At 68.3% G+C, this 17,966-nt stretch carries 15 protein-coding genes; 9 read left to right on the top strand and 6 right to left on the bottom strand.

Translation table 11 applies throughout. From position 1 onward, the window contains the following. Positions 1-139 precede the first annotated feature (139 nt). Complete coding sequence (locus EV685_RS12155; RefSeq protein WP_130482264.1) at positions 140-1,324, top strand: ATP-binding protein; 1,185 nt, start codon at positions 140-142, stop codon at positions 1,322-1,324. Positions 1,325-1,358: 34 nt separating this feature from the next. Here the strand turns inward: EV685_RS12155 and EV685_RS12160 are convergent, their stop codons facing one another. Further along, the gene (locus tag EV685_RS12160) at positions 1,359-2,159 is read right to left on the bottom strand and encodes an exodeoxyribonuclease III (protein ID WP_130482265.1); all 801 of its coding nucleotides are present in this window, start codon (positions 2,157-2,159) and stop codon (positions 1,359-1,361) included. Between the two features lie 14 nt (positions 2,160-2,173). Here EV685_RS12160 and pyrE point away from each other — a divergent pair, with 14 nt between their 5' ends. Next, positions 2,174-2,866, top strand: coding sequence for an orotate phosphoribosyltransferase (pyrE, locus tag EV685_RS12165; protein ID WP_130482266.1), 693 nt, complete (start codon positions 2,174-2,176; stop codon positions 2,864-2,866). Then, positions 2,863-3,543, top strand: a complete 681-nt coding sequence (locus EV685_RS12170) for a DUF4124 domain-containing protein (RefSeq protein ID WP_242615548.1) — start codon at positions 2,863-2,865, stop codon at positions 3,541-3,543. Before pyrE ends, EV685_RS12170 begins: the two co-directional genes overlap by 4 nt. A gap of 116 nt (positions 3,544-3,659) precedes the next feature. Here EV685_RS12170 and gatB read toward each other — a convergent pair whose 3' ends face one another. After that, positions 3,660-5,111, bottom strand: coding sequence for an Asp-tRNA(Asn)/Glu-tRNA(Gln) amidotransferase subunit GatB (gatB, locus tag EV685_RS12175; protein ID WP_130482267.1), 1,452 nt, complete (start codon positions 5,109-5,111; stop codon positions 3,660-3,662). Positions 5,112-5,209: 98 nt separating this feature from the next. Between gatB and EV685_RS12180 the strand changes: the two genes are divergently transcribed. From EV685_RS12180 to EV685_RS12190, 3 genes are all read left to right on the top strand, one after another. Then, positions 5,210-5,749 (top strand): TlpA disulfide reductase family protein, encoded by a 540-nt coding sequence (locus EV685_RS12180; RefSeq protein WP_165396783.1) that lies wholly within the window; start codon positions 5,210-5,212, stop codon positions 5,747-5,749. Positions 5,750-5,878: 129 nt separating this feature from the next. Beyond that, entirely contained in the window at positions 5,879-7,804 is a 1,926-nt protein-coding gene (locus EV685_RS12185; protein ID WP_130482269.1) for a methyl-accepting chemotaxis protein, read from the top strand. Between the two features lie 84 nt (positions 7,805-7,888). Continuing rightward, on the top strand, positions 7,889-8,359 hold the full coding sequence (locus EV685_RS12190) for a CopD family protein (RefSeq protein WP_130482270.1): 471 nt from the start codon (positions 7,889-7,891) through the stop codon (positions 8,357-8,359). A gap of 23 nt (positions 8,360-8,382) precedes the next feature. Here the strand turns inward: EV685_RS12190 and cphA are convergent, their stop codons facing one another. Further along, positions 8,383-11,010 (bottom strand): cyanophycin synthetase, encoded by a 2,628-nt coding sequence (gene cphA / locus EV685_RS12195; RefSeq protein ID WP_130482271.1) that lies wholly within the window; start codon positions 11,008-11,010, stop codon positions 8,383-8,385. A 61-nt stretch (positions 11,011-11,071) separates the two neighbouring features. Then, the gene (locus EV685_RS12200) at positions 11,072-13,237 is read right to left on the bottom strand and encodes a cyanophycin synthetase (RefSeq protein WP_130482272.1); all 2,166 of its coding nucleotides are present in this window, start codon (positions 13,235-13,237) and stop codon (positions 11,072-11,074) included. Positions 13,238-13,373: 136 nt separating this feature from the next. On the opposite strand from EV685_RS12200, the gene EV685_RS12205 reads away from it, so the two are divergent. The 3 genes from EV685_RS12205 to EV685_RS12215 all read left to right on the top strand — a co-directional run bounded on the left by EV685_RS12205 (position 13,374) and on the right by EV685_RS12215 (position 16,609). Then, positions 13,374-15,692, top strand: coding sequence for a cyanophycin metabolism-associated ABC transporter (locus EV685_RS12205; protein ID WP_130482273.1), 2,319 nt, complete (start codon positions 13,374-13,376; stop codon positions 15,690-15,692). A 3-nt stretch (positions 15,693-15,695) separates the two neighbouring features. Beyond that, the gene (locus EV685_RS12210) at positions 15,696-16,178 is read left to right on the top strand and encodes a cyanophycin metabolism-associated DUF1854 family protein (RefSeq protein ID WP_207224812.1); all 483 of its coding nucleotides are present in this window, start codon (positions 15,696-15,698) and stop codon (positions 16,176-16,178) included. A 188-nt stretch (positions 16,179-16,366) separates the two neighbouring features. Further along, positions 16,367-16,609, top strand: a complete 243-nt coding sequence (locus EV685_RS12215) for a hypothetical protein (protein WP_130482274.1) — start codon at positions 16,367-16,369, stop codon at positions 16,607-16,609. Between the two features lie 148 nt (positions 16,610-16,757). Here the strand turns inward: EV685_RS12215 and EV685_RS12220 are convergent, their stop codons facing one another. Together EV685_RS12220 and EV685_RS12225 are read right to left on the bottom strand one after the other, a co-directional pair. Beyond that, on the bottom strand, positions 16,758-17,252 hold the full coding sequence (locus tag EV685_RS12220; RefSeq protein ID WP_130482275.1) for a glycine zipper 2TM domain-containing protein: 495 nt from the start codon (positions 17,250-17,252) through the stop codon (positions 16,758-16,760). A gap of 80 nt (positions 17,253-17,332) precedes the next feature. Then, positions 17,333-17,890: an HNH endonuclease gene (locus EV685_RS12225; protein WP_130482276.1), complete on the bottom strand. Its 558-nt coding sequence runs from the start codon at positions 17,888-17,890 to the stop codon at positions 17,333-17,335. Positions 17,891-17,966 lie beyond the last annotated feature (76 nt).

The raw sequence follows: 17,966 nt of genomic DNA on the forward strand, positions 1-17,966 counted from the left end.
GCGCTGGATGTGGTGCGGATGATCGCACCGGGTCGACCCGCGCACGCGCCGGACGATTTCTCTACAAAAGTCTAATAATGTCTATCTGACATCACATAGAATTGCCTATCAACCAGTAGCTTTGACGCTTGGATGAACCATGGATCCCGTCCGCAATCCCTTTGCACCAGGCGCAGGCAGCCAGCCACCCGAACTGTCGGGGCGTGGCGCCATCCTGGACGAGGCGAACATCGCCATTCAGCGCGCACTGATCGGCAAGCACAGCCGATCGCAGATGCTGCTCGGCTTGCGCGGCGTCGGAAAGACGGTGCTTCTCAACAAAATCGCGGAGATGGCTGAAGGCGCCGGGCACGTCACTTCGTTCATCGAGGCTCCCGAGGGCAAGTCCCTCAGTGAACTTCTGGTGCCGAAGATCAACCAGACCTTGCGCAAGTTCTCCCTGGTTGAACAGGCCAAGGCCAAGTCGCACCAAGCACTGCGTGCGCTGCGTGCATTCGCGTCCGTTTTCAAGGTGACTTACGGCGACGCCACCCTGTCCGTGGACCCTGAAATCGGCGTCGCCGACAGCGGCGACATCGAGAATGATCTGCCTGAGCTGTTTGTTCGTGTCGGTGAAGCAGCCAAGGCCGCCGGCAAGGCTTGGACGCTGCTCATCGATGAGGTCCAGTATTTGAGTGGAACTGATCTTGCAGCGCTGATCGTCGCATTGCACAAGATCAGCCAGAAGGATCTGCCGGTATTGTTCTTTGGCGCGGGTCTGCCGCAAGTTGCCGCCTTGTCGGGCGAAGCAAAATCGTATGCTGAGCGAGTTTTCCACTTTCCGGCCGTAGGGCCTCTCGTCGGTGACGATGCAAGAAGTGCCATCAGACAGCCGATCGAAAATGAGGGCGAGAAAATAACGGATATCGCCCTCGACGATATCTTGCAAAAAACGCAGGGCTATCCCTATTTCCTTCAGGAATGGGGTTATCAATGCTGGAACATCGCTCAGGGTCCGCAGATCGAATGGTCCGATGCATCGCAAGCGGCTCATGCTGCGACGCGTCGATTGGACGATGGTTTTTTCAAGGTACGGTTTGACCGACTCACGCCCAAGGAGCGCGAGTACGTCATTGCCATGGCACAACTGGGTGCTGGTCCCTACCGTTCATCAGAAGTGGCGATTGCCCTCAATGAAACACATCAGAGCTTGGGGCCACGACGAGCGCAAATCATCAACAAGGGAATGATCTACAGCCCATCGCACGGCGACATCGCCTTCACCGTTCCCATGTTCAACGACTACCTGATGCGCAACTACGTCAACAAGCCGAGGAAGACGTAGACCCGCCATCCGATTTCAAGCCCGGCTTGCCACTTCAGAGCGAGATGTCGTAATCCACCACCAGCGGCGCGTGGTCGCTGAAGCGCTGGTCCTTGTAGACCGACGTGGCGCGTGCCAGCGCGGCGGTGGCGGGGGTGGCGAGGTGGTAGTCGATGCGCCAGCCCACGTTCTTGGCCCAGGCCTGGCCGCGGGCGCTCCACCAGGTGTAGCCGGCGTCGGTGGCGTCGGGTTCGAGCGAGCGGTAGACGTCGACCAGGCCGATGTCGTCCAGCAGGGCGCTCATCCAGGCGCGTTCCTCGGGCAGGAAGCCGCTGTTCTTGAGATTGCCCTTCCAGTTCTTCAGGTCGACCTCGCGGTGGGCGATGTTGACGTCGCCGACCAGGATGAACTCGCGCTCGGCCTTGAGCGCACGCAGGTGGGGGGCCATGCGGTCGAGGAAGCGGAACTTGGCTTGCTGGCGCTCGTCGCCGGACGATCCGCTCGGAAAGTAACAGCTGATGACGGAGAGCTTGCGCCCCGGCCGGTCGTAACGGGCCTCGACATAGCGGCCTTCGTCGTCGAACTCGCCGTCAACGTCGGCCTTGCCCAGGCCGATGAGGACCTCCGACGGTTCGACCCGGCCGTACAAGCCGACACCGGAATAGCCTTTTTTCACGGCACAGTGGAAGTGCCCGGTCATGCCGTCGATCACGCGCATGGGCTCTGTGAGGTCGCCCAACTGGGCCTTCAGTTCCTGCACCCCCATACAATCGATCGACATGCTTTCGACCCATGGAATCAGGCCTTTGCTCACTGCCGAGCGGATGCCGTTGAGGTTGAGGCTGACCAGACGCATGGGTGATCTTTCCGATGACTGAGCACAGCTCCCCGATCCGCCAGGATGGCCTGGCGCAAGACTTTGTGGCCTTCGCGGTGCAGGCCGGTGTGTTGCGCTTCGGGGAGTTCAGGACCAAGGCGGGACGGCTGTCGCCGTACTTCTTCAACGCGGGCCTGTTCGATGACGGCGCCAAGCTGGGCCGACTCGCGGAATTCTATGCACGCCGTCTGATCGAGTCGGGCTTGCCCTTCGACATGCTGTTCGGCCCGGCCTACAAGGGCATCACGCTGGCCGCAGCGGTGGCCATCGAGCTGGCGCGGCTCGGCCGCAACGTGCCTTATGCCTACAACCGCAAGGAAGCCAAGGACCACGGCGAAGGCGGCACGCTGGTCGGTGCGCCGGTGCGCGGTCGGGTGCTGATCATCGACGACGTGATCTCGGCCGGCACCTCGGTGCGCGAGTCCATCGAGATGATCCGCAAGGCCGGGGCGACGCCCTGCGGCGTGGCCATCGCGCTGGACCGTCAGGAGAAGGCCGGCAGCGGCGGTGTCGAATCGGACCGATCGGCCGTCCAGCATGTGCGTGACGAGCTGGGCATGGACGTGGTCGCCATCGCCACGCTGGCCGACCTGCTGGCCTTCCTGGGCCGCCAGAGCGATGCCGTCCTGGCGAGCCACCTGCCGGCGGTGCAGGCCTATCGGACGCGTTACGGGGCTGGCGAGTGAACTCGTCCCGCCGGCCGGCGCTGCGGTCCGTCGCAGCCTTGCTGGGGCTGCTGCTGGCAGGCCAGGTCGCGTGGGCCCAGAGCGGGGTTGGTATCTACACCTGTATCGACGCCAAGGGGCGTCGCCTGACGTCGGACCGGCCGATCCCGGAGTGCCTGGACCGGCCGCAGGATCTGCGCAACAAGGACGGATCGGTGCGCACGCGGGTGCCGCCCAGCCTGACCGCCGAGGAGCGCGCCGCGCAGGAAGAGGCGCTGCGCGCCGAACTGGCGCGCGATGCCGCGCGCAAGGACGCCTTGCGTCACGACCGCAACCTGCTGACCCGCTACCCCAACGAGGCGGCTCACCGCAAGGCCCGCGAAGCGGCGCTGGAGCCCCTGGAACAGGCGCTGCGCGGGGTCGAGAAGCGGCTCGCCGTGCTGGAGACCGAGCAGAAGTCGCTGCGCGAGGAGGCCGAGTTCTACAAGGGCAAGGAGATGCCCCGCAAGCTCAAGGTCCGCTTCGACGACAACAAGACCAGCCTGGAAGCCCAGCGCAGCTCAGCGGCCAACCACCAGTCCGAGATGCAGCGCATCAACGCCCGCTACGACGAGGAACTGGCCCGCCTGAACAAGCTTTGGGCCGGCGCCCCAGCCGGCAGCCTCGGCCCGGCGCCCAGCACCGTGCTGGCCCGCTGAGGCCGGACGAGAGGCTCACCGAACCCCCCTCGCGGGCGCGGCCTCCCTCACCCGCCAGACCGTGCACCGCCCCCGGGGGGATCGTCCGACGTACCCGTCGGACGAGGGGCTCCTATTCACGGCCCCAGCTTGCGCTTCAAGAGCTCGTTGACCTGGGCCGGATTGGCCTTGCCCTTGCTCGCCTTCATGGCCTGACCGACCAGCGCATTGAAGGCCTTGTCCTTGCCGGCGCGGTATTCCTCGACCGACTTCGGGTTAGCGGCCAGCACCTCGTCGAGGATGGCTTCGAGCGCGCTGCTGTCGTTCATCTGGCGCAGGCCCTTGGCCTCGATCAGGGCGTCGACCGTCGCGCCCTCGCCGGTCCACAAGGACTCGAAGACCTGGCGCGCGGCGTTGTGGGAGATCGTGCCGTCCTGGATGCGGCCGATCAGCGCGGCCAGCGTCGTGGCCGAGACCGGCGCGGCGGCGATGTCGATGTCTTCGGCGTTCAGGCGCTTGCTCAGTTCGCCCATGACCCAATTGGCGACCAACTTGGGGGCGCCGCAGGCCGCCGCCGCTGTCTGGTAGTAGGCAGCTGTCGCGCGGCTGGTGGTCATCATCGCGGCGTCGTGGGCCGGCAGGCCGTGTTCGGCCTCGAAGCGGGCGGCCAGCGAGCCGGGCAGCTCAGGCATCTCGGCGCGCACGCGTTCGACCCAGCTCGGGGCGATCACCAGCGGTGGCAGGTCCGGGTCGGGGAAGTAGCGGTAGTCGTGTGCGTCTTCCTTGGTCCGCATCATGCGGGTCTCGCCGCTGTCCGGGTCGAACAGCACGGTGGCCTGCACGATCTCGTGGCCGTCCTCGATCTGGTCGATCTGCCACTGCACCTCGAAGTCAATCGCCTGCTGCAGGAAGCGGAAGCTGTTGAGGTTCTTGATCTCGCGGCGCGTGCCGAAGGGTTCGCCCGGCCGGCGCACCGAGACGTTGGCGTCGCAGCGGAAGCTGCCTTCCTGCATGTTGCCGTCGCAGATGCCCAGCCAGACCACCAGCGTGTGCAGCGACTTGGCGTATTCGACCGCCTGGCGGCTCGACCGCAGCTCGGGCTCGGAGACGATCTCCAGCAGCGGCGTGCCGGCGCGGTTCAGGTCGATGCCGCTCATGCCGTGGAAGTCCTCGTGCAGGGACTTGCCGGCGTCTTCTTCGAGGTGGGCGCGGGTCAGGCGGATGCGGTGACGTTCGCCGTCGACCAGGAACTCGATCGCGCCGCCCTGCACCACCGGGATCTCGTACTGGCTGATCTGGTAGCCCTTGGGCAGGTCCGGGTAGAAGTAGTTCTTGCGCGCGAAGATCGACATCGGCGCGACCGTGGCACCGACCGCCAGGCCGAACTGGATGGCGCGTTCGACCGCGCCACGGTTCATCACCGGCAAGGAACCCGGCAGCGCGAGATCGACCGCGCAGGACTGGGTGTTGGGCTCGGCGCCAAAGGCCGTCGAGGCGCCGGAGAAGATCTTGGACTGGGTCGAGAGCTGGGCGTGGGTCTCGAAGCCGATCACGACTTCGTAGCCACGCACGAGGAGCGATGCGGTCATGGTCAGGACGGAACGTCCGGGTTCGGAAGGATCTTCAATGCTAAGCCATGGCCGTGCGGCCTAAACTCGACAACCCTGTTGCGCCGTCCCTCCGTCCGATGCCCGAGAACCCCGCCACGAACATCCGACGCCGCCTGCTGCTGGGCGGCCTCGGCGGCACCGCCGTGGTGGCCGGTGGTCTGGCGGCGACCGCCTGGTGGCAGACCCGTCCGGTCGACGCGCCCGCCGTTGGCTACGTCCGCATGGACGGCACACCCGCGCAACTCGCCGACCTGAGCGGCCAGGTCGTTCTGGTGAACTTCTGGGCCACCACCTGCGTGATCTGCCGCCAGGAGATGCCCGCGCTGGTCGCCCTGCACCGGCGGCATGAGCGTCAGGGTTACCGGACGCTGTCGGTGGCGATGCAGTACGACCCCCCAGCGGCGGTGGTGAACTATCTGGCCGACCGGCCGCTGCCCTTCGAGGTCACGCTGGACAACACCGGCGCCATCGCGCGGGCCTTCGGCGGCATCGTCGGCACCCCGACCAGCCTGCTGATCGATCGGGCCGGACGCATCGTCTGGCGCCATGAAGGGGCGCCGGATTTCGTGGCGCTGGACCTCAAGGTCCGGGATCTGCTGGCGCGCCCGTCGTCTTGAGACGAATCTGAGGGCTCGTTCAGGCTCTGTTCGGGGAATCGAGATGGCGCCGTCGCGTCAGGATGTGGCCAACACCGTGTTGCCGGGCTCACCCCTGTTGAGGGTGGCGGCAAACGTGGGAGGTCCCCGATGGTCTCGCTCGAACGAATCTCGCTCTCGAAGAAGCTGCTCCTGATGGGCAGCCTGGCGCTGCTGCTGGCATTGCCACCCATGACCAGCCTGTTCAAGGTGCGCATGGACGAATGGCGCGCCGCGCAATCCGAGCTGGATGGTCTGACCCCCGCTCGTGCGCTGCTGCAACTTGTCCGGCTGACCCAGCAGCATCGTGGCGCAACGGCCGGCGCGCTGGCAGGCAATCAGGCGATGGCGTCGCGTCGCCTGGACATCGCACCCCAAGTGAACGAAGCCCTGAAGGTGGTCAAGGCGACGGTGTCCATGTACGACCAGGCGCCGACCCGGGAGTTGCTCAACAAGATCGAGCAGTCCTGGCTCCGACTGCCCGATGCGGTGGCGCAAAAAAGCATCGACGGGCCCACCAGCTTTCGCCAGCACACCGATCTGATCGTCGACCAGATGGATTTGCTAGGCCTGGTGATGAACGATTCCGGGCTGAGCCTGGACCCACATGCCGACAGCTACCACGTACTGATCGCGACGCTCGGCGACATGCCGCCGGTCGCCGAGGTGCTCGGCCAGTTGCGTGCGCGTGGCACGGCAACGCTGACCCAGCGCGCCATGACCCCGACCCTGCGCGCCGAGATGCTGGGCGACATTGCGCTGGCCAATTCGCGCAGCCGTTCGGCGGGCCGTCACCTGGCGGCGGCTGCGTCGGCCAATCCCGAGCTGATCCGGCAGCTGCAGCCCGCGCGCGACCTGGCCGTCGCGCAACTCGCCGAGGTCGCGCGGCAGGTGGGCCTGATGACCACCGAGTTCGAGTCCTATGCCTTGGCGCCCGAGGCCTACTTCAAGTTGACGACCGAAGCCGTCGATGCCCAGTTCGCGCTGATCGACGCGGCCCTGCCGATGCTGCAGGGCTTGCTTGATGTGCGGGTGGCCAGCGCCCGCAACAGCCTTGTTGGCATGGGCCTTTTGGCCCTGGTTGGCGTGGTGGTCACGGTGCTGGTGGCCTTGGCGATTGCCCGCAGCATCCGGCAGGCCCTGCAGCAGGCCGTGCGCGTGGCGGAGGCCGTGGCCGACGGCGACCTGAGTCAGCGGGTGCAGGCCACCAGCCACGACGAGATCGGCGCGCTGTTGCAGGCCATCGACCACATGTCGGTCAGCCTGTCGCGCATGGTCGGCGAGGTTCGCGCCGGCACCGACGCGATCGCCACCGCCTCGACGCAGATCGCCCAGGGCAATGCCGACCTGTCGGCCCGCACCGAGAACCAGGCCGCCAGCCTGCAGGAGACGGCCGCGTCGATGCAGCAGATGAACCACACCGTGCGCGCCAATGCAGAGAGCGCACGACGGGCCAACGAACTGGCGTCGCGCGCCTCGGCGGTTGCGGCCGGCGGTGGCGAGTCGGTCCGGCATGTGGTCCAGACCATGGACGGCATCCAGGGCTCGAGCCGCAAGATCGGCGACATCATCGGTGTGATCGACGGCATTTCCTTCCAGACCAACATCCTGGCGCTCAACGCGGCCGTCGAAGCCGCACGGGCCGGCGAACAGGGGCGTGGCTTTGCGGTCGTGGCCGCCGAGGTCCGCACGCTGGCGCAACGCTCGGCGCAGGCCGCGCGCGAGATCAAGTCGCTGATCCAGGACAGCGTGGAGAAGGTCGAGATGGGCCACGAACGGGTCAACGAGGCCGGCAAGACCATCGGCGACGTGGTCGACCAGGTCCGTCAGGTCAACACGCTGATGGCCGACATCAACGCCGCCAGCGACCAGCAGCAGCAAGGCGCCGACCAGATCAATGCCGCGCTGGTGCAACTCGACCAGGCCACGCAGCAGAACGCCGCGCTGGTGGAGGAAACGGCCGCCGCCGCCGAGAGCCTGAACCAGCAGGCGCACCGCCTGACGCAGGTGGTGTCGCGCTTCCGCACGGCCGCCTAAGCCTGATCCGGCGGCTCGACTGGCCGGTCGACAATCCAGGTCCCTTGACCCGCTTCAAGCCCCGCCCGCGCGGGGCTTTCCGCCATGTGGACCTACCCGACCCTGTTGCTTGTCCACCTGCTGGCCACCACCTTCTGGGTCGGTGGCATGGCGGTGTTGCACCTGTGCGTGCGACCCGCCGCCGTGGTCACGTTGGCGCCCCCGCAACGGCTGCCGCTGATGGCCGAGACGCTGCGCCGCTTCGTGCGCGGCGCGGCCGTGGCGGTGCTGGCCGTCTGGGCCTCCGGTCTGGCGATGATCGAGGTCGCTGGCGGCATGGCCGTGGTGCTGCGCCATGTCCACCTGATGCTGGCGCTGGGGCTGGCGATGACGCTGGTCTACGCGCTGGTGGCGCACCAGGCGCTGCCCCGCCTGACGGCGGCTGTCGCGCGGCAGGACTGGCCGGCGGCCGGTGTGGCGCTGGCCCGCATCCGCATGCTGGTGACGGTCAATCTCGGCCTGGGCGTGGCCGTCTATGCCGTCGCCCTGCTGGGGCGGACGTGGGCGGCGCGCTGACCGCCGCATCCGCCCCGACCTGATCAGGCCGTTGGCGGCGTCTGCAGCGGCGCCGGTGCCCCGCCGGCGATGCGCTGCTTGAGGTGGCCCAGCGCGGCCTCGACCTGGTCGACCAGCACCAGGCAGAGGTCGCCCGGCTCCAGCCGGTCCAGCGCGGTGTCGATGGCGACGAACTCGCCGTAGATCTCGTCGACCTGACCGGTGCGCGGCGCACCCACCAGACCTTCGCGCAGCAGGCGCAGCACCTCGCCGTCCTCGCGGCCGCGCTGGCAGGCGTCCTGGTAGAGGATGACCTGGTCGAAGGCCGCGCCCAGGATCTGGGTCTGCTCGCGGATGTCCTCGTCGCGCCGGTCGCCGGCACCGCTGATGACGACCGAGCGGCGGCGTGCCGGCATGGCCTCGACGGCGGCGACCAAGGCGCGCATCGCGTCCGGGTTGTGCCCGTAGTCGGCGATGACGGTCGCGCCGCGATGGTCCAGCACGTTGAAACGGCCGGGCGCGTTGTCCGCGTCGTTCACGAAGCTGGCCAGACCGCTGCGGATCGCGGCCCAGTCCAGCCCGATGCCCCAGGCAGCGGCGACCGAGGCCATGGCGTTCTCGACCTGGAAGCCGATCGCGCCGCCGCGGGTCAGCGGGATGTCGCGCAGCGCGATCAGCTCGCGCCAGGCGCCTTCAGCCGCGACCAGATGGTCGCCGTCGATGTAGACGCAGCGCCGGCCCTGCGCACGGTGCGTGGCCATCACCGGATGGGTGCGGTCGGCGGCGAAGAAGATCACCTGACCCGGGCAGACCGACGCCATCGCGGCGGTGATCGGATCGGCCGCGTTGAGCACCGCGTAGCCGCTGGCGGCGACGTTCTGGACGATCACGCGCTTGAGCACCGCCAGGTCCTCGACCGTGGTGATGTAGTTCAGGCCCAGGTGATCGCCGGCGCCGAGGTTGGTGACCACCGCGACCTGGCAGCGGTCGAAGCCCAGGCCCTCGCGCAGCACGCCGCCACGGGCGGTCTCGAAGACCGCCGCATCGACCTCCGGATGCATCAGCACGTTGCGGGCGCTCTTGGGGCCGGAGCAATCGCCGCTGTCGATCTGGCGACCGTTGACATAGACACCGTCGGTGTTGGTCATGCCGGTGCGCAGACCGCTGCTGGCCAGGATGTGCGCGGTCAGCCGCGTCACCGTCGTCTTGCCGTTGGTGCCGGTCACGGCGATGACCGGGATGCGGCCGTCGCTGCCGTGGCCGACCGGGCCGAACAGGTGGTTGATGATGGCCTCGCCCACGTTGCGGCCCTTGCCGTAGGACGGCGACAGGTGCATGCGCAGGCCGGGCGCGGCGTTGACCTCGACCACGCCGCCGCTCTGGTCTTCCAGCGGGCGCAGCACGCCTTCGCAGACGATGTCGACGCCGCAGATGTCCAGGCCGATCATCTGCGCGGCGGCCACGGCGCGCGCGGCGACCTCGGGGTGCACGTCGTCGGTCACGTCGGTGGCGGTGCCGCCGGTGCTCAGGTTGGCGTTGTTGCGCAGGATCACGCGCTGACCCTTGGCCGGCACGCTCTCGGGCGTCAGGTCCTGCAGCGCCAGGCGCGCCACCGCGATCTCGTCGAAGCGGATCTTGGTCAAGGACGTGGCGTGGCCGTCACCGCGTCGCGGGTCGGCATTGACCTGGTCGACCAGCTCGCGCACGGTGTGCACGCCGTCGCCGTTGACATGCGGTGGATCGCGCCGGGCGGCGGCGACCAGCTGGTTGCCGACCACCAGCATGCGGTAGTCGCTGCCGGGCAGGAACTTCTCGACCATGACCTCGCCGATCTCGGCGGCGGCGGCATAGGCGATGTCCAGATGGGCGCGGTCCATGATGTTGACCGTCACGCCCTTGCCCTGATTGCCGTCCTGCGGCTTGAGCACGACCGGCAGGCCGATCTCCTCGGCCACCGCCCAGGCCTCGTCCGGGCTGGCCACGGGTCGACCGATCGGGACCGGCACGCCGGCGGCGGCCAGCAGGCGCTTGCTCAGGTCCTTGTCCTGCGCGATTGACTCGGCGACCGCGCTGGTTGAATCGACCTCGGCCGCCCAGATGCGACGCTGCGACGAGCCCCAGCCGAACTGCACCAGGCTGCCCTGGGTCAGGCGGCGCCAGGGGATGCCGCGGGCAGCGGCGGCGTTGACGATCGAGCCGGTGCTCGGGCCCAGGCGCACGTCCTCGTCAATCTCGCGCAGCCGGGCCACGGCGGCGTCGACGTCGAACGGGGTGGCTGCCTCGCCCGCGCCGTTGGCCAGCGCGGCGTTGATGAGCTGCTCGGCCAGTTCGAGGGCGAGCTTGCCGACCGCCTCCTCGCTGTACTCGACCACGACTTGGTAGACGCCGGCCTCGACCGTCGCCGAGGTGCGGCTGAAGGTCACCGGGCAACCCGCCTCGGTCTGCAGCGTCAGCGTCACAAGTTCAAGCACGTGGGCCAGCGAGCGCGGGCCCGTCTGGCTGCTGGCGGGCATCGCGCCCAGGGCCGGGAAGAGCGCACGCAGGCGCGTCTCGAAGCCGCTCAGCCGGCTGATGTCGAACTCGGCGGGCTCGCAGCGCGCGATGGTCTCGACGGCCGTGTGGCGGCTCCAGAGGTTGGGCCCGCGCAGGGCCCGGATGCGGGTGAGTTCCATCGGTTCGGTGGGTGCGTGGATCGTGGAGGGTCGGCGGCGGCTGTCTCTGCGCAGCGGCAGGTCAGCGCACCGCGTCGGGCTCGAAGGTCTCGATGCCGGCGGCGATCAGCTCGGGCGAGATGCCCATCGCCCAGGCGGTGGCGACGGCCGCCAGCAGCACCTCGGCGCTCAGGCCGAGGTGGGCGCGCCGCGGGTTGTTCAGCGGCAGGTGGAAGGTGTCGGCGCTGCCGGTGGCCAGCACGATGCGGCCGTCGCGCACGCAGACGCTGCGACCGCCTTGCGCACGCTGGACGGCCAGTGCGGCGTTGTCGGACGTGCTGGCATAGAGCAGCACCTCGCCGTCGCACAGCCGTGCCAGCTCGGCAACCTCGGCATGGTCGACGTTGAGCACGCCCACACCGTCGGCCAGCACCACGTCGATCTGGGTGCGCAGCACGCGCGGCATCTGGTCGATGCTGGCGATGTCGTGCGCACCGAGCGTCTCGGCGCCGTCCAGGTCCGTGACGACGCCGACCTGACAGCGGTCGTAGGCCAGGCCGTCCTGAAGGATGCTTTCCGGGCCGTTCTCGAGCACCACCGCGTCGACCTCGCGGTTCATCAGCAGGCGCAGCGCGGCGTCGAAATGGGCGCTGGGCCGGCGTTCGACCGCGCGGGTGCCGAGAAACAGGCCGTCCCGACAGGCCAGACCGGTGCGGCGACCGCCCAGGTGAGCCAGCCAGGCCACCAGGCGGGCGATGCGGTGGGTGTCGCGCCGGCCGGCGATGCCGACGATGGGCACGCGGCCGCTGCTGGCTTCGTCGAACAGGTGGTTGACGATGGCCTGCCCGACCGGACGCGGCGTGCCGACGGCCGGCTTCAGGTGCATCAGCAGGCCAGGGCCGGCGTTGACCTCGACGATCGCGCCTCCTTGCGCCTGCAGCGGGCGCGAGATGTCCTCGGCCACCAGGTCGATGCCGGCGATGTCCAGGCCAACCACGCGGGCGGCCAGGCCGACGGCGTGGGCCACTTCCGGGTGCACGGCATCGGTGCAGTCGATCGCGACGTTGCCGTTGCGCTGGATCAGCACACGCCGGCCGGCCGCCGGGATCGAGGCGCCTTCCAGGCCTTGCCGTTCCAGCAGCAGGCGGATGACCGGTTCGCGGTCGAGCTTGATGGTCTCGAGCGGGAACTCCTCGGCCTCGCCGCGGCGCGGGTCGGTGTTGAGCTGGCTGTCGATCAGCTGGGCGATGGTCGACACCCCGTCGCCGTTGACCCACAGGCTCTCGCCGCGAGCGGCCGCCACGACCTGTCCGGCGACCACCAGCAATCGGTGCTCGTCGCCACGGATGTAGCGCTCGACGATGACCTCGCTGCCCTCGGCATCGGCGATGCCCCAGGCCGACTCGACCTCGGCCTGCGCCATCAGCTCCAGACTGACGCCCCGGCCGTGGTTGGCATCGGTCGGCTTGACCACCACAGGCAGGCCCAGGTCCTGCGCGATCTCCCAGGCATGCGCCGGATCGCGGGCGACTTCGCCTTCGGGCACCGGCACGCCGACCGACTTCAGCAGCGCCTTGGTCAGGTCCTTGTCACCGGCGATGCCTTCGGCGATCGCGCTGGTCTTGTCGGTCTCGGCGGTCCAGATGCGGCGCTGGGCACGGCCATAGCCCAGCTGCACCAGGTTGCCGTCATTCAGGCGGATGTGCGGGATTTGCCGGTCCGTCGCCGCCGACACGATGCAGGCGGTGCTCGGGCCGAGGTAGCACTCGTCGATGCGCTCGCGGATCTGTTCGACCGCTTTGGGCACATCGAAGGGCAAGTCATTGATCGCCGCCATGATCAGCGCGTGGCCGCAGCCCAGCGCGGTGCGGGCGACCTGCTCGTCGCGGGCCCGGAACACCATGCGGTAGACACCGCGGCGCGTCGTGCTGCGGGTCTGGCCGAAGCCGGTGGGCATGCCCGCCAGGTTCAGCAGCTCGATGACGACGTGTTCCAGCACGTGTCCGGCCCAGGTGCCCTCTTCCAGCCGCTGCAGGAAACCGCCGCGTTCGCCGACGCCGCAGTGGTGTTCGACCAGCGCCGGCAGCATCGTCGTCAGGCGCTGGTTGAAGCCGGGCAAGAGGTTGGACGGGTGGTCTTCCAGCTCGCCCAGATCAAGCCAGACCTCCAGCACCGGGCGGTAGGTCCAGACGTTGGGGCCGCGCAGGTAGTTGATGCGCAGCAGCTGGATGTCTTCTTTGAGGCTCATGGGCTGAAAGGTGTCGGTCAACCGGACGGGAAGGGATTGTGCGTCGCTGAACATCAACGGGGCTGACGTCGGCGAGACGATGCGCTGGGACGTTGTCCGTGCTTCGGCGAAAATCGAGGGTTCACTTCCTCCCACCATGCATCCATCCCACACCGCCTCGTCAGATTCGTCGTCGTCGCGACCTGCGGCGAGCGCCTCAGGCCTCGGCCCGGTCGCTCTGCAAGCTGCAGACGAGAACGCCCTGGCGACGCTGCAGGTTGACCTCGACGCCCGGATGCACTTCACCAACGGCCAGCTGGTGCTCGACCGGCAGGCGCTGCATGCGCGGGTCGGTGAGCCGGCCGAGTGGCGCGTCTGGCCGCTGGACGAGGGCGGCTCGCTGCGCCTGAGCGATCACGGCGGTGTCGGCCTGCTGGAGCTGCATGACGGCGCACGGCTGCTGGCGACCTGGCGCTTCACGCTCGGCCAGCACGCCCAGGCCGCCCGCCTGCTGGACCAGTTCGAGCGCCGCCAGGCCGATCTGGCCCGTGGCGACGACGGTGCACCGCTGCAGTCCCGGCTGCTGCGCGAGGAGGCCGGCACCTGCCCGACGTGTGCCGCGCCGCTGCCCGAGGACAGCGAGTCCTGCCCGGTCTGCGAACGCGAGCTGCAGACGCCGCCGTCGACCTGGGTGCTGCTGCGGCTGGCGCGCTTCGCCCGGCCCTACCAGGGCCAGCTGCTGGTCGGCTTCCTGCTGACGCTGGCTTCGACGGCCGCCACGCTGGTGCCGCCCTACCTGACCATGCCCTTGATGGACGAGGTGCTGATCCCCTATCAGAACGGCAAGCACATCGAGATCGAGGTGGTGGCGATGTACCTCGGCGGCCTGCTGGCCGCCGCGCTGGCGGCCTGGGGCCTGGGTTGGGCCCGCACCTATCTGCTGGCGCTGGTCTCCGAACGCATCGGCGCAGACCTGCGCACCACCACGTTCGAGCACCTGCTGCGGCTGTCGCTGGATTATTTCGGCGGTAAGCGCACCGGCGACCTGATGGCGCGCATCGGCAGTGAGACCGACCGCATCAACGTCTTCCTGTCGCTGCATGCGCTGGACTTCGCCACCGACGTGCTGATGATCGGCATGACCGCGCTGATCCTGTTCTCGATCAACCCGATGCTGGCGCTGGTCACGCTGCTGCCGCTGCCCTTCATCGGCTGGCTCATTCACATCGTGCGCGACCGTCTGCGCACCGGCTTCGAGAAGATCGACCGGGTCTGGTCCGAGGTCACCAGCGTGCTGGCAGACACCATCCCCGGCATCCGCGTGGTCAAGGCCTTTGCCCAGGAAGGCCGCGAGGCTCAGCGCTTCCGCGACGCCAATGCCCACAACCTGGCGGTCAACGACAAGCTCAACCGGACCTGGAGCCTGTTCTCGCCCACCGTCTCGCTGATGACCGAGATCGGCCTGCTGGTGGTCTGGGGCTTCGGCATCTGGCTGGTCGCCGGCAGCGAGATCACCGTCGGCGTGCTGACCGCCTTCCTCGCCTACATCGGGCGCTTCTACGGCCGGCTCGACTCGATGAGCCGGATCGTCTCAGTCACCCAGAAGGCGGCGGCTGGCGCCAAGCGCATCTTCGACATCCTCGACCATGTCTCCAACGTGCCGGACCCGACACAGCCGCAGCCTTACGAGAAGCCCGAAGGCCGCATCGAGCTGCGCAACGTCGGCTTCCGCTACGGCAACCGGGCGGTGATCCGCGGGCTGGACCTCGACATCCGGCCGGGCGAGATGATCGGCCTGGTCGGCCACAGCGGCTCGGGCAAGAGCACGCTGGTCAACCTGATCTGCCGCTTCTACGACGTCACCGAAGGCACCATCCGGGTCGACGGCAACGACCTGCGCCGCTACCGCGTGGCCGACTACCGCCGTCACATCGGTCTGGTGCTGCAGGAGCCCTTCCTGTTCTTCGGCACGATCGCCGAGAACATCGCCTACGGCCGGCCGGAGGCGACCCGCGCCGAGATCGTCGCCGCCGCCCGCGCGGCCCATGCGCACGAGTTCATCCTGCGCCTGCCGCACGGCTACGACTCGCTGGTCGGCGAACGTGGCCAGGGCTTGTCGGGCGGCGAGCGCCAGCGCATCTCGATCGCCCGCGCGCTGCTGATCGACCCGAAGATCCTGATCCTCGACGAGGCCACCTCGGCGGTCGACACCGAGACCGAGAAGGAGATCCAGAAGGCGCTCGACAACCTTGTGCTGGGCCGGACCACCATCGCCATTGCGCACCGCCTGTCGACGCTGCGCAAGGCCGATCGGCTGGTCGTCATGGACCGCGGCCAGATCGTGGAGGTCGGCCCGCACGACGAACTGATGGCCCGCCAGGGCGCCTACTGGCGTCTCTACGAGGCCCAGGCCCGCCGCACCGAGCAATTGGCCGACGATGCCGAGTCCGGCCTTTCGTCGACCGGACAGGGCTGAACGATGGAACACCTGAACGACAAGCCGGCCTGGACCCTGGCCCGCAACCCGATGGGCCGGCTGGTCTGGACCGGCGCCGACGGCATCGAGCAGGTCGGTGTGGTGCCCGTGCGGGCCTTTCCGCTGGGCGCGCCCGACGAGGGCCTGTCGCTGGTCAGCCCGGATGGCCACGAGCTGGTCTGGATCGACAGCCTCGACGCCGTGGCCGAGCCGGCGCGCGCGCTGATCGCCGAAGAACTGGCGCTGCGCGAGTTCGTGCCGGAGATCGTGCGGCTGGTCGGCGTGTCGACCTTCTCGACGCCCAGCACGTGGACGGTTGAAACCGACCGCGGCGCCACCACCTTCGTGCTCAAGGCCGAGGAGGACATCCGACGCCTCACCGGCAGCGCCCTGCTGATCGCCAGCGCCCACGGCATCGCCTTCCGCATCCACGACCGTTTCGGCCTGGACCGCGCCTCGCGCCGTCTGCTGGAACGTTTTCTCTGAAGCCCGTCCTGAACGACACCCCGGCCCTTGCGCGTTGACCAGAAGCCACGCCCGCACCCCCCGGTTCGGGCGTGCATCAACCTTTCACGAGCAGTGAGCGGAAACTTCGTCTATTGTGTCGACTGGCCACAGTCTCGCGTGGTCGAAGTTTCACGCCGCGATCCCTTTTCCCGCGACCGAAGACATCCATGAGCAAAGACACTGTCAAGACCGCCATCGACTCCGATGGCCTGCGTTACCTGAGCAAGACGCCCGGTTCGCCGTTCGGCTCGGCCGGTACCCACTCGGCTGCCACGATGTCGTGTTTCCTGTGCGGCAAGCACCGTGCCCGTTCGCAGCTGAAGACCCGCAAGCTGCTGGGCAAGTCGCAGCTGGTCTGCGCCCCGACCTGCAACGAACTCGAAGAGCAGCTGCGCAGCAGCAAGCCCTGATCGGCCTGCCGCGCCGACGCACCTGAGGCGTCGGTCGCTGCGTTCAGTCTTCAAATCTGGCCGCCTGGCCGACATCGCCTTGACGGCGGTGCCGACAGGCGGCTTTGTCATGGGGTGAAAACGTTCTCGGACGCCTCTGAGCTGCCGTTCAACGGTTTTGCACCGGCGGTGCCTTGATCACCCGGGTCTTGCCGCCGGTGTTGATCAGCAGGACGGCGTCGCCGGCCAGCAGGGTCTCGTTGCCCTTGGCCTGGACGATGGCGCGTCGATCGCCGTTGGGCAGTTGGATCAAGATCTCGACCGCGTCCTCGCGGGTGCCAAAGCGCTCGACCGTGTTGCCGATCACCGCGCCGGCGGCTGCACCGATGATGGCCACGGCCGCACTCTCGCGTCGCCCGCCGACCGAGCCTCCGGCAATGCCGCCGACGACCCCGCCAGCCACCGCGCCGGTGCCGCTCTGCTGACCTTCGACGACGACCGGCCGCACGTTCAGGACGACGGCATCCTGAACGTTCGACAGCCGCTGCGCATCGCGCGGCTGCACGACGTCCGGGCTGGTGGTGCTGCAGGCGCCGAGCGCCAGGGCAGCCGCGCTTGCGAGGCCGACGAACAGCGCTCGCAGGGACAGGTGAATGTGGGTCATGGTGGCGGGCCGATCGAAGGTGTCAAAAGATGCTAACGCGGCACCCCGCCGGCCGCGTTGACCTGCCGCCCACCTTCCCGTCAACCGTGCAGCCGGCTGTGGCTGGGCACGCTGGCGAGCAGGAACTCCATCTGGTCGACCAGGATGCGGCGCCCGCGCAGGATCATGTCCTCGTGCAGGCTGGGCACGTAGGGCAGGTAGAGCAGCTCCATGCGCGCCTCATGGACCAGCCGACTGCCCTTGCGGCCGTTGCAGGAGCGGCAGGCGGTGATGCAGTTCATCCAGCTGTCGATGCCGCCGCGCGAGGTCGGGATGATGTGCTCGCGCGTCAGGTCCTCGGGGTGGAAGATGCCACCGCAGTAGGCGCAAACCATCTTGTCGCGCACGAACAGCTTCGGGTTCGACAGGGCCGGTGCCTGTCGCCAGGCCCGGCTCGGGACCGCACCGCGCACCGCGATGATCGGGTGCAGCTCGATGCGCGACTGCAGCCCGCTGCTGCGCTGGATGCCGCCTCGCAGCACCAGGCACGGCTCTCCAATCGTCCACGCGACCGCGTCGCTGGCGTAAAGAGTGGCCGCTTCCTTCGGCGAGATCCAAGCCTGAGGGCGACCCGATACATCGAGTTGCAGCACGTCCATGGCAGTTTCCTCGGGCCAAGCATAGATCATGCGCAATGTCAGCTTCAAGACGCGTCCGGGCGACCCTTCGTCCGAC

Source organism: Sphaerotilus mobilis (assembly GCF_004216565.1).
GTDB lineage: Bacteria > Pseudomonadota > Gammaproteobacteria > Burkholderiales > Burkholderiaceae_C > Sphaerotilus > Sphaerotilus mobilis.

Coding starts and splice junctions, on each gene's coding strand:
- EV685_RS12185 (WP_130482269.1), top strand. CDS start 5,879: ATGGTCTCGCTCGAACGAATCTCGCTCTCGAAGAAGCTGCTCCTGATG.
- EV685_RS12225 (WP_130482276.1), bottom strand. CDS start 17,890: ATGGACGTGCTGCAACTCGATGTATCGGGTCGCCCTCAGGCTTGGATC.
- EV685_RS12160 (WP_130482265.1), bottom strand. CDS start 2,159: ATGCGTCTGGTCAGCCTCAACCTCAACGGCATCCGCTCGGCAGTGAGC.
- gatB (WP_130482267.1), bottom strand. CDS start 5,111: ATGACCGCATCGCTCCTCGTGCGTGGCTACGAAGTCGTGATCGGCTTC.
- EV685_RS12210 (WP_207224812.1), top strand. CDS start 15,696: ATGGAACACCTGAACGACAAGCCGGCCTGGACCCTGGCCCGCAACCCG.
- cphA (WP_130482271.1), bottom strand. CDS start 11,010: ATGGAACTCACCCGCATCCGGGCCCTGCGCGGGCCCAACCTCTGGAGC.
- EV685_RS12215 (WP_130482274.1), top strand. CDS start 16,367: ATGAGCAAAGACACTGTCAAGACCGCCATCGACTCCGATGGCCTGCGT.
- EV685_RS12155 (WP_130482264.1), top strand. CDS start 140: ATGGATCCCGTCCGCAATCCCTTTGCACCAGGCGCAGGCAGCCAGCCA.
- pyrE (WP_130482266.1), top strand. CDS start 2,174: ATGACTGAGCACAGCTCCCCGATCCGCCAGGATGGCCTGGCGCAAGAC.
- EV685_RS12200 (WP_130482272.1), bottom strand. CDS start 13,237: ATGAGCCTCAAAGAAGACATCCAGCTGCTGCGCATCAACTACCTGCGC.
- EV685_RS12220 (WP_130482275.1), bottom strand. CDS start 17,252: ATGACCCACATTCACCTGTCCCTGCGAGCGCTGTTCGTCGGCCTCGCA.
- EV685_RS12190 (WP_130482270.1), top strand. CDS start 7,889: ATGTGGACCTACCCGACCCTGTTGCTTGTCCACCTGCTGGCCACCACC.
- EV685_RS12180 (WP_165396783.1), top strand. CDS start 5,210: ATGCCCGAGAACCCCGCCACGAACATCCGACGCCGCCTGCTGCTGGGC.
- EV685_RS12205 (WP_130482273.1), top strand. CDS start 13,374: ATGCATCCATCCCACACCGCCTCGTCAGATTCGTCGTCGTCGCGACCT.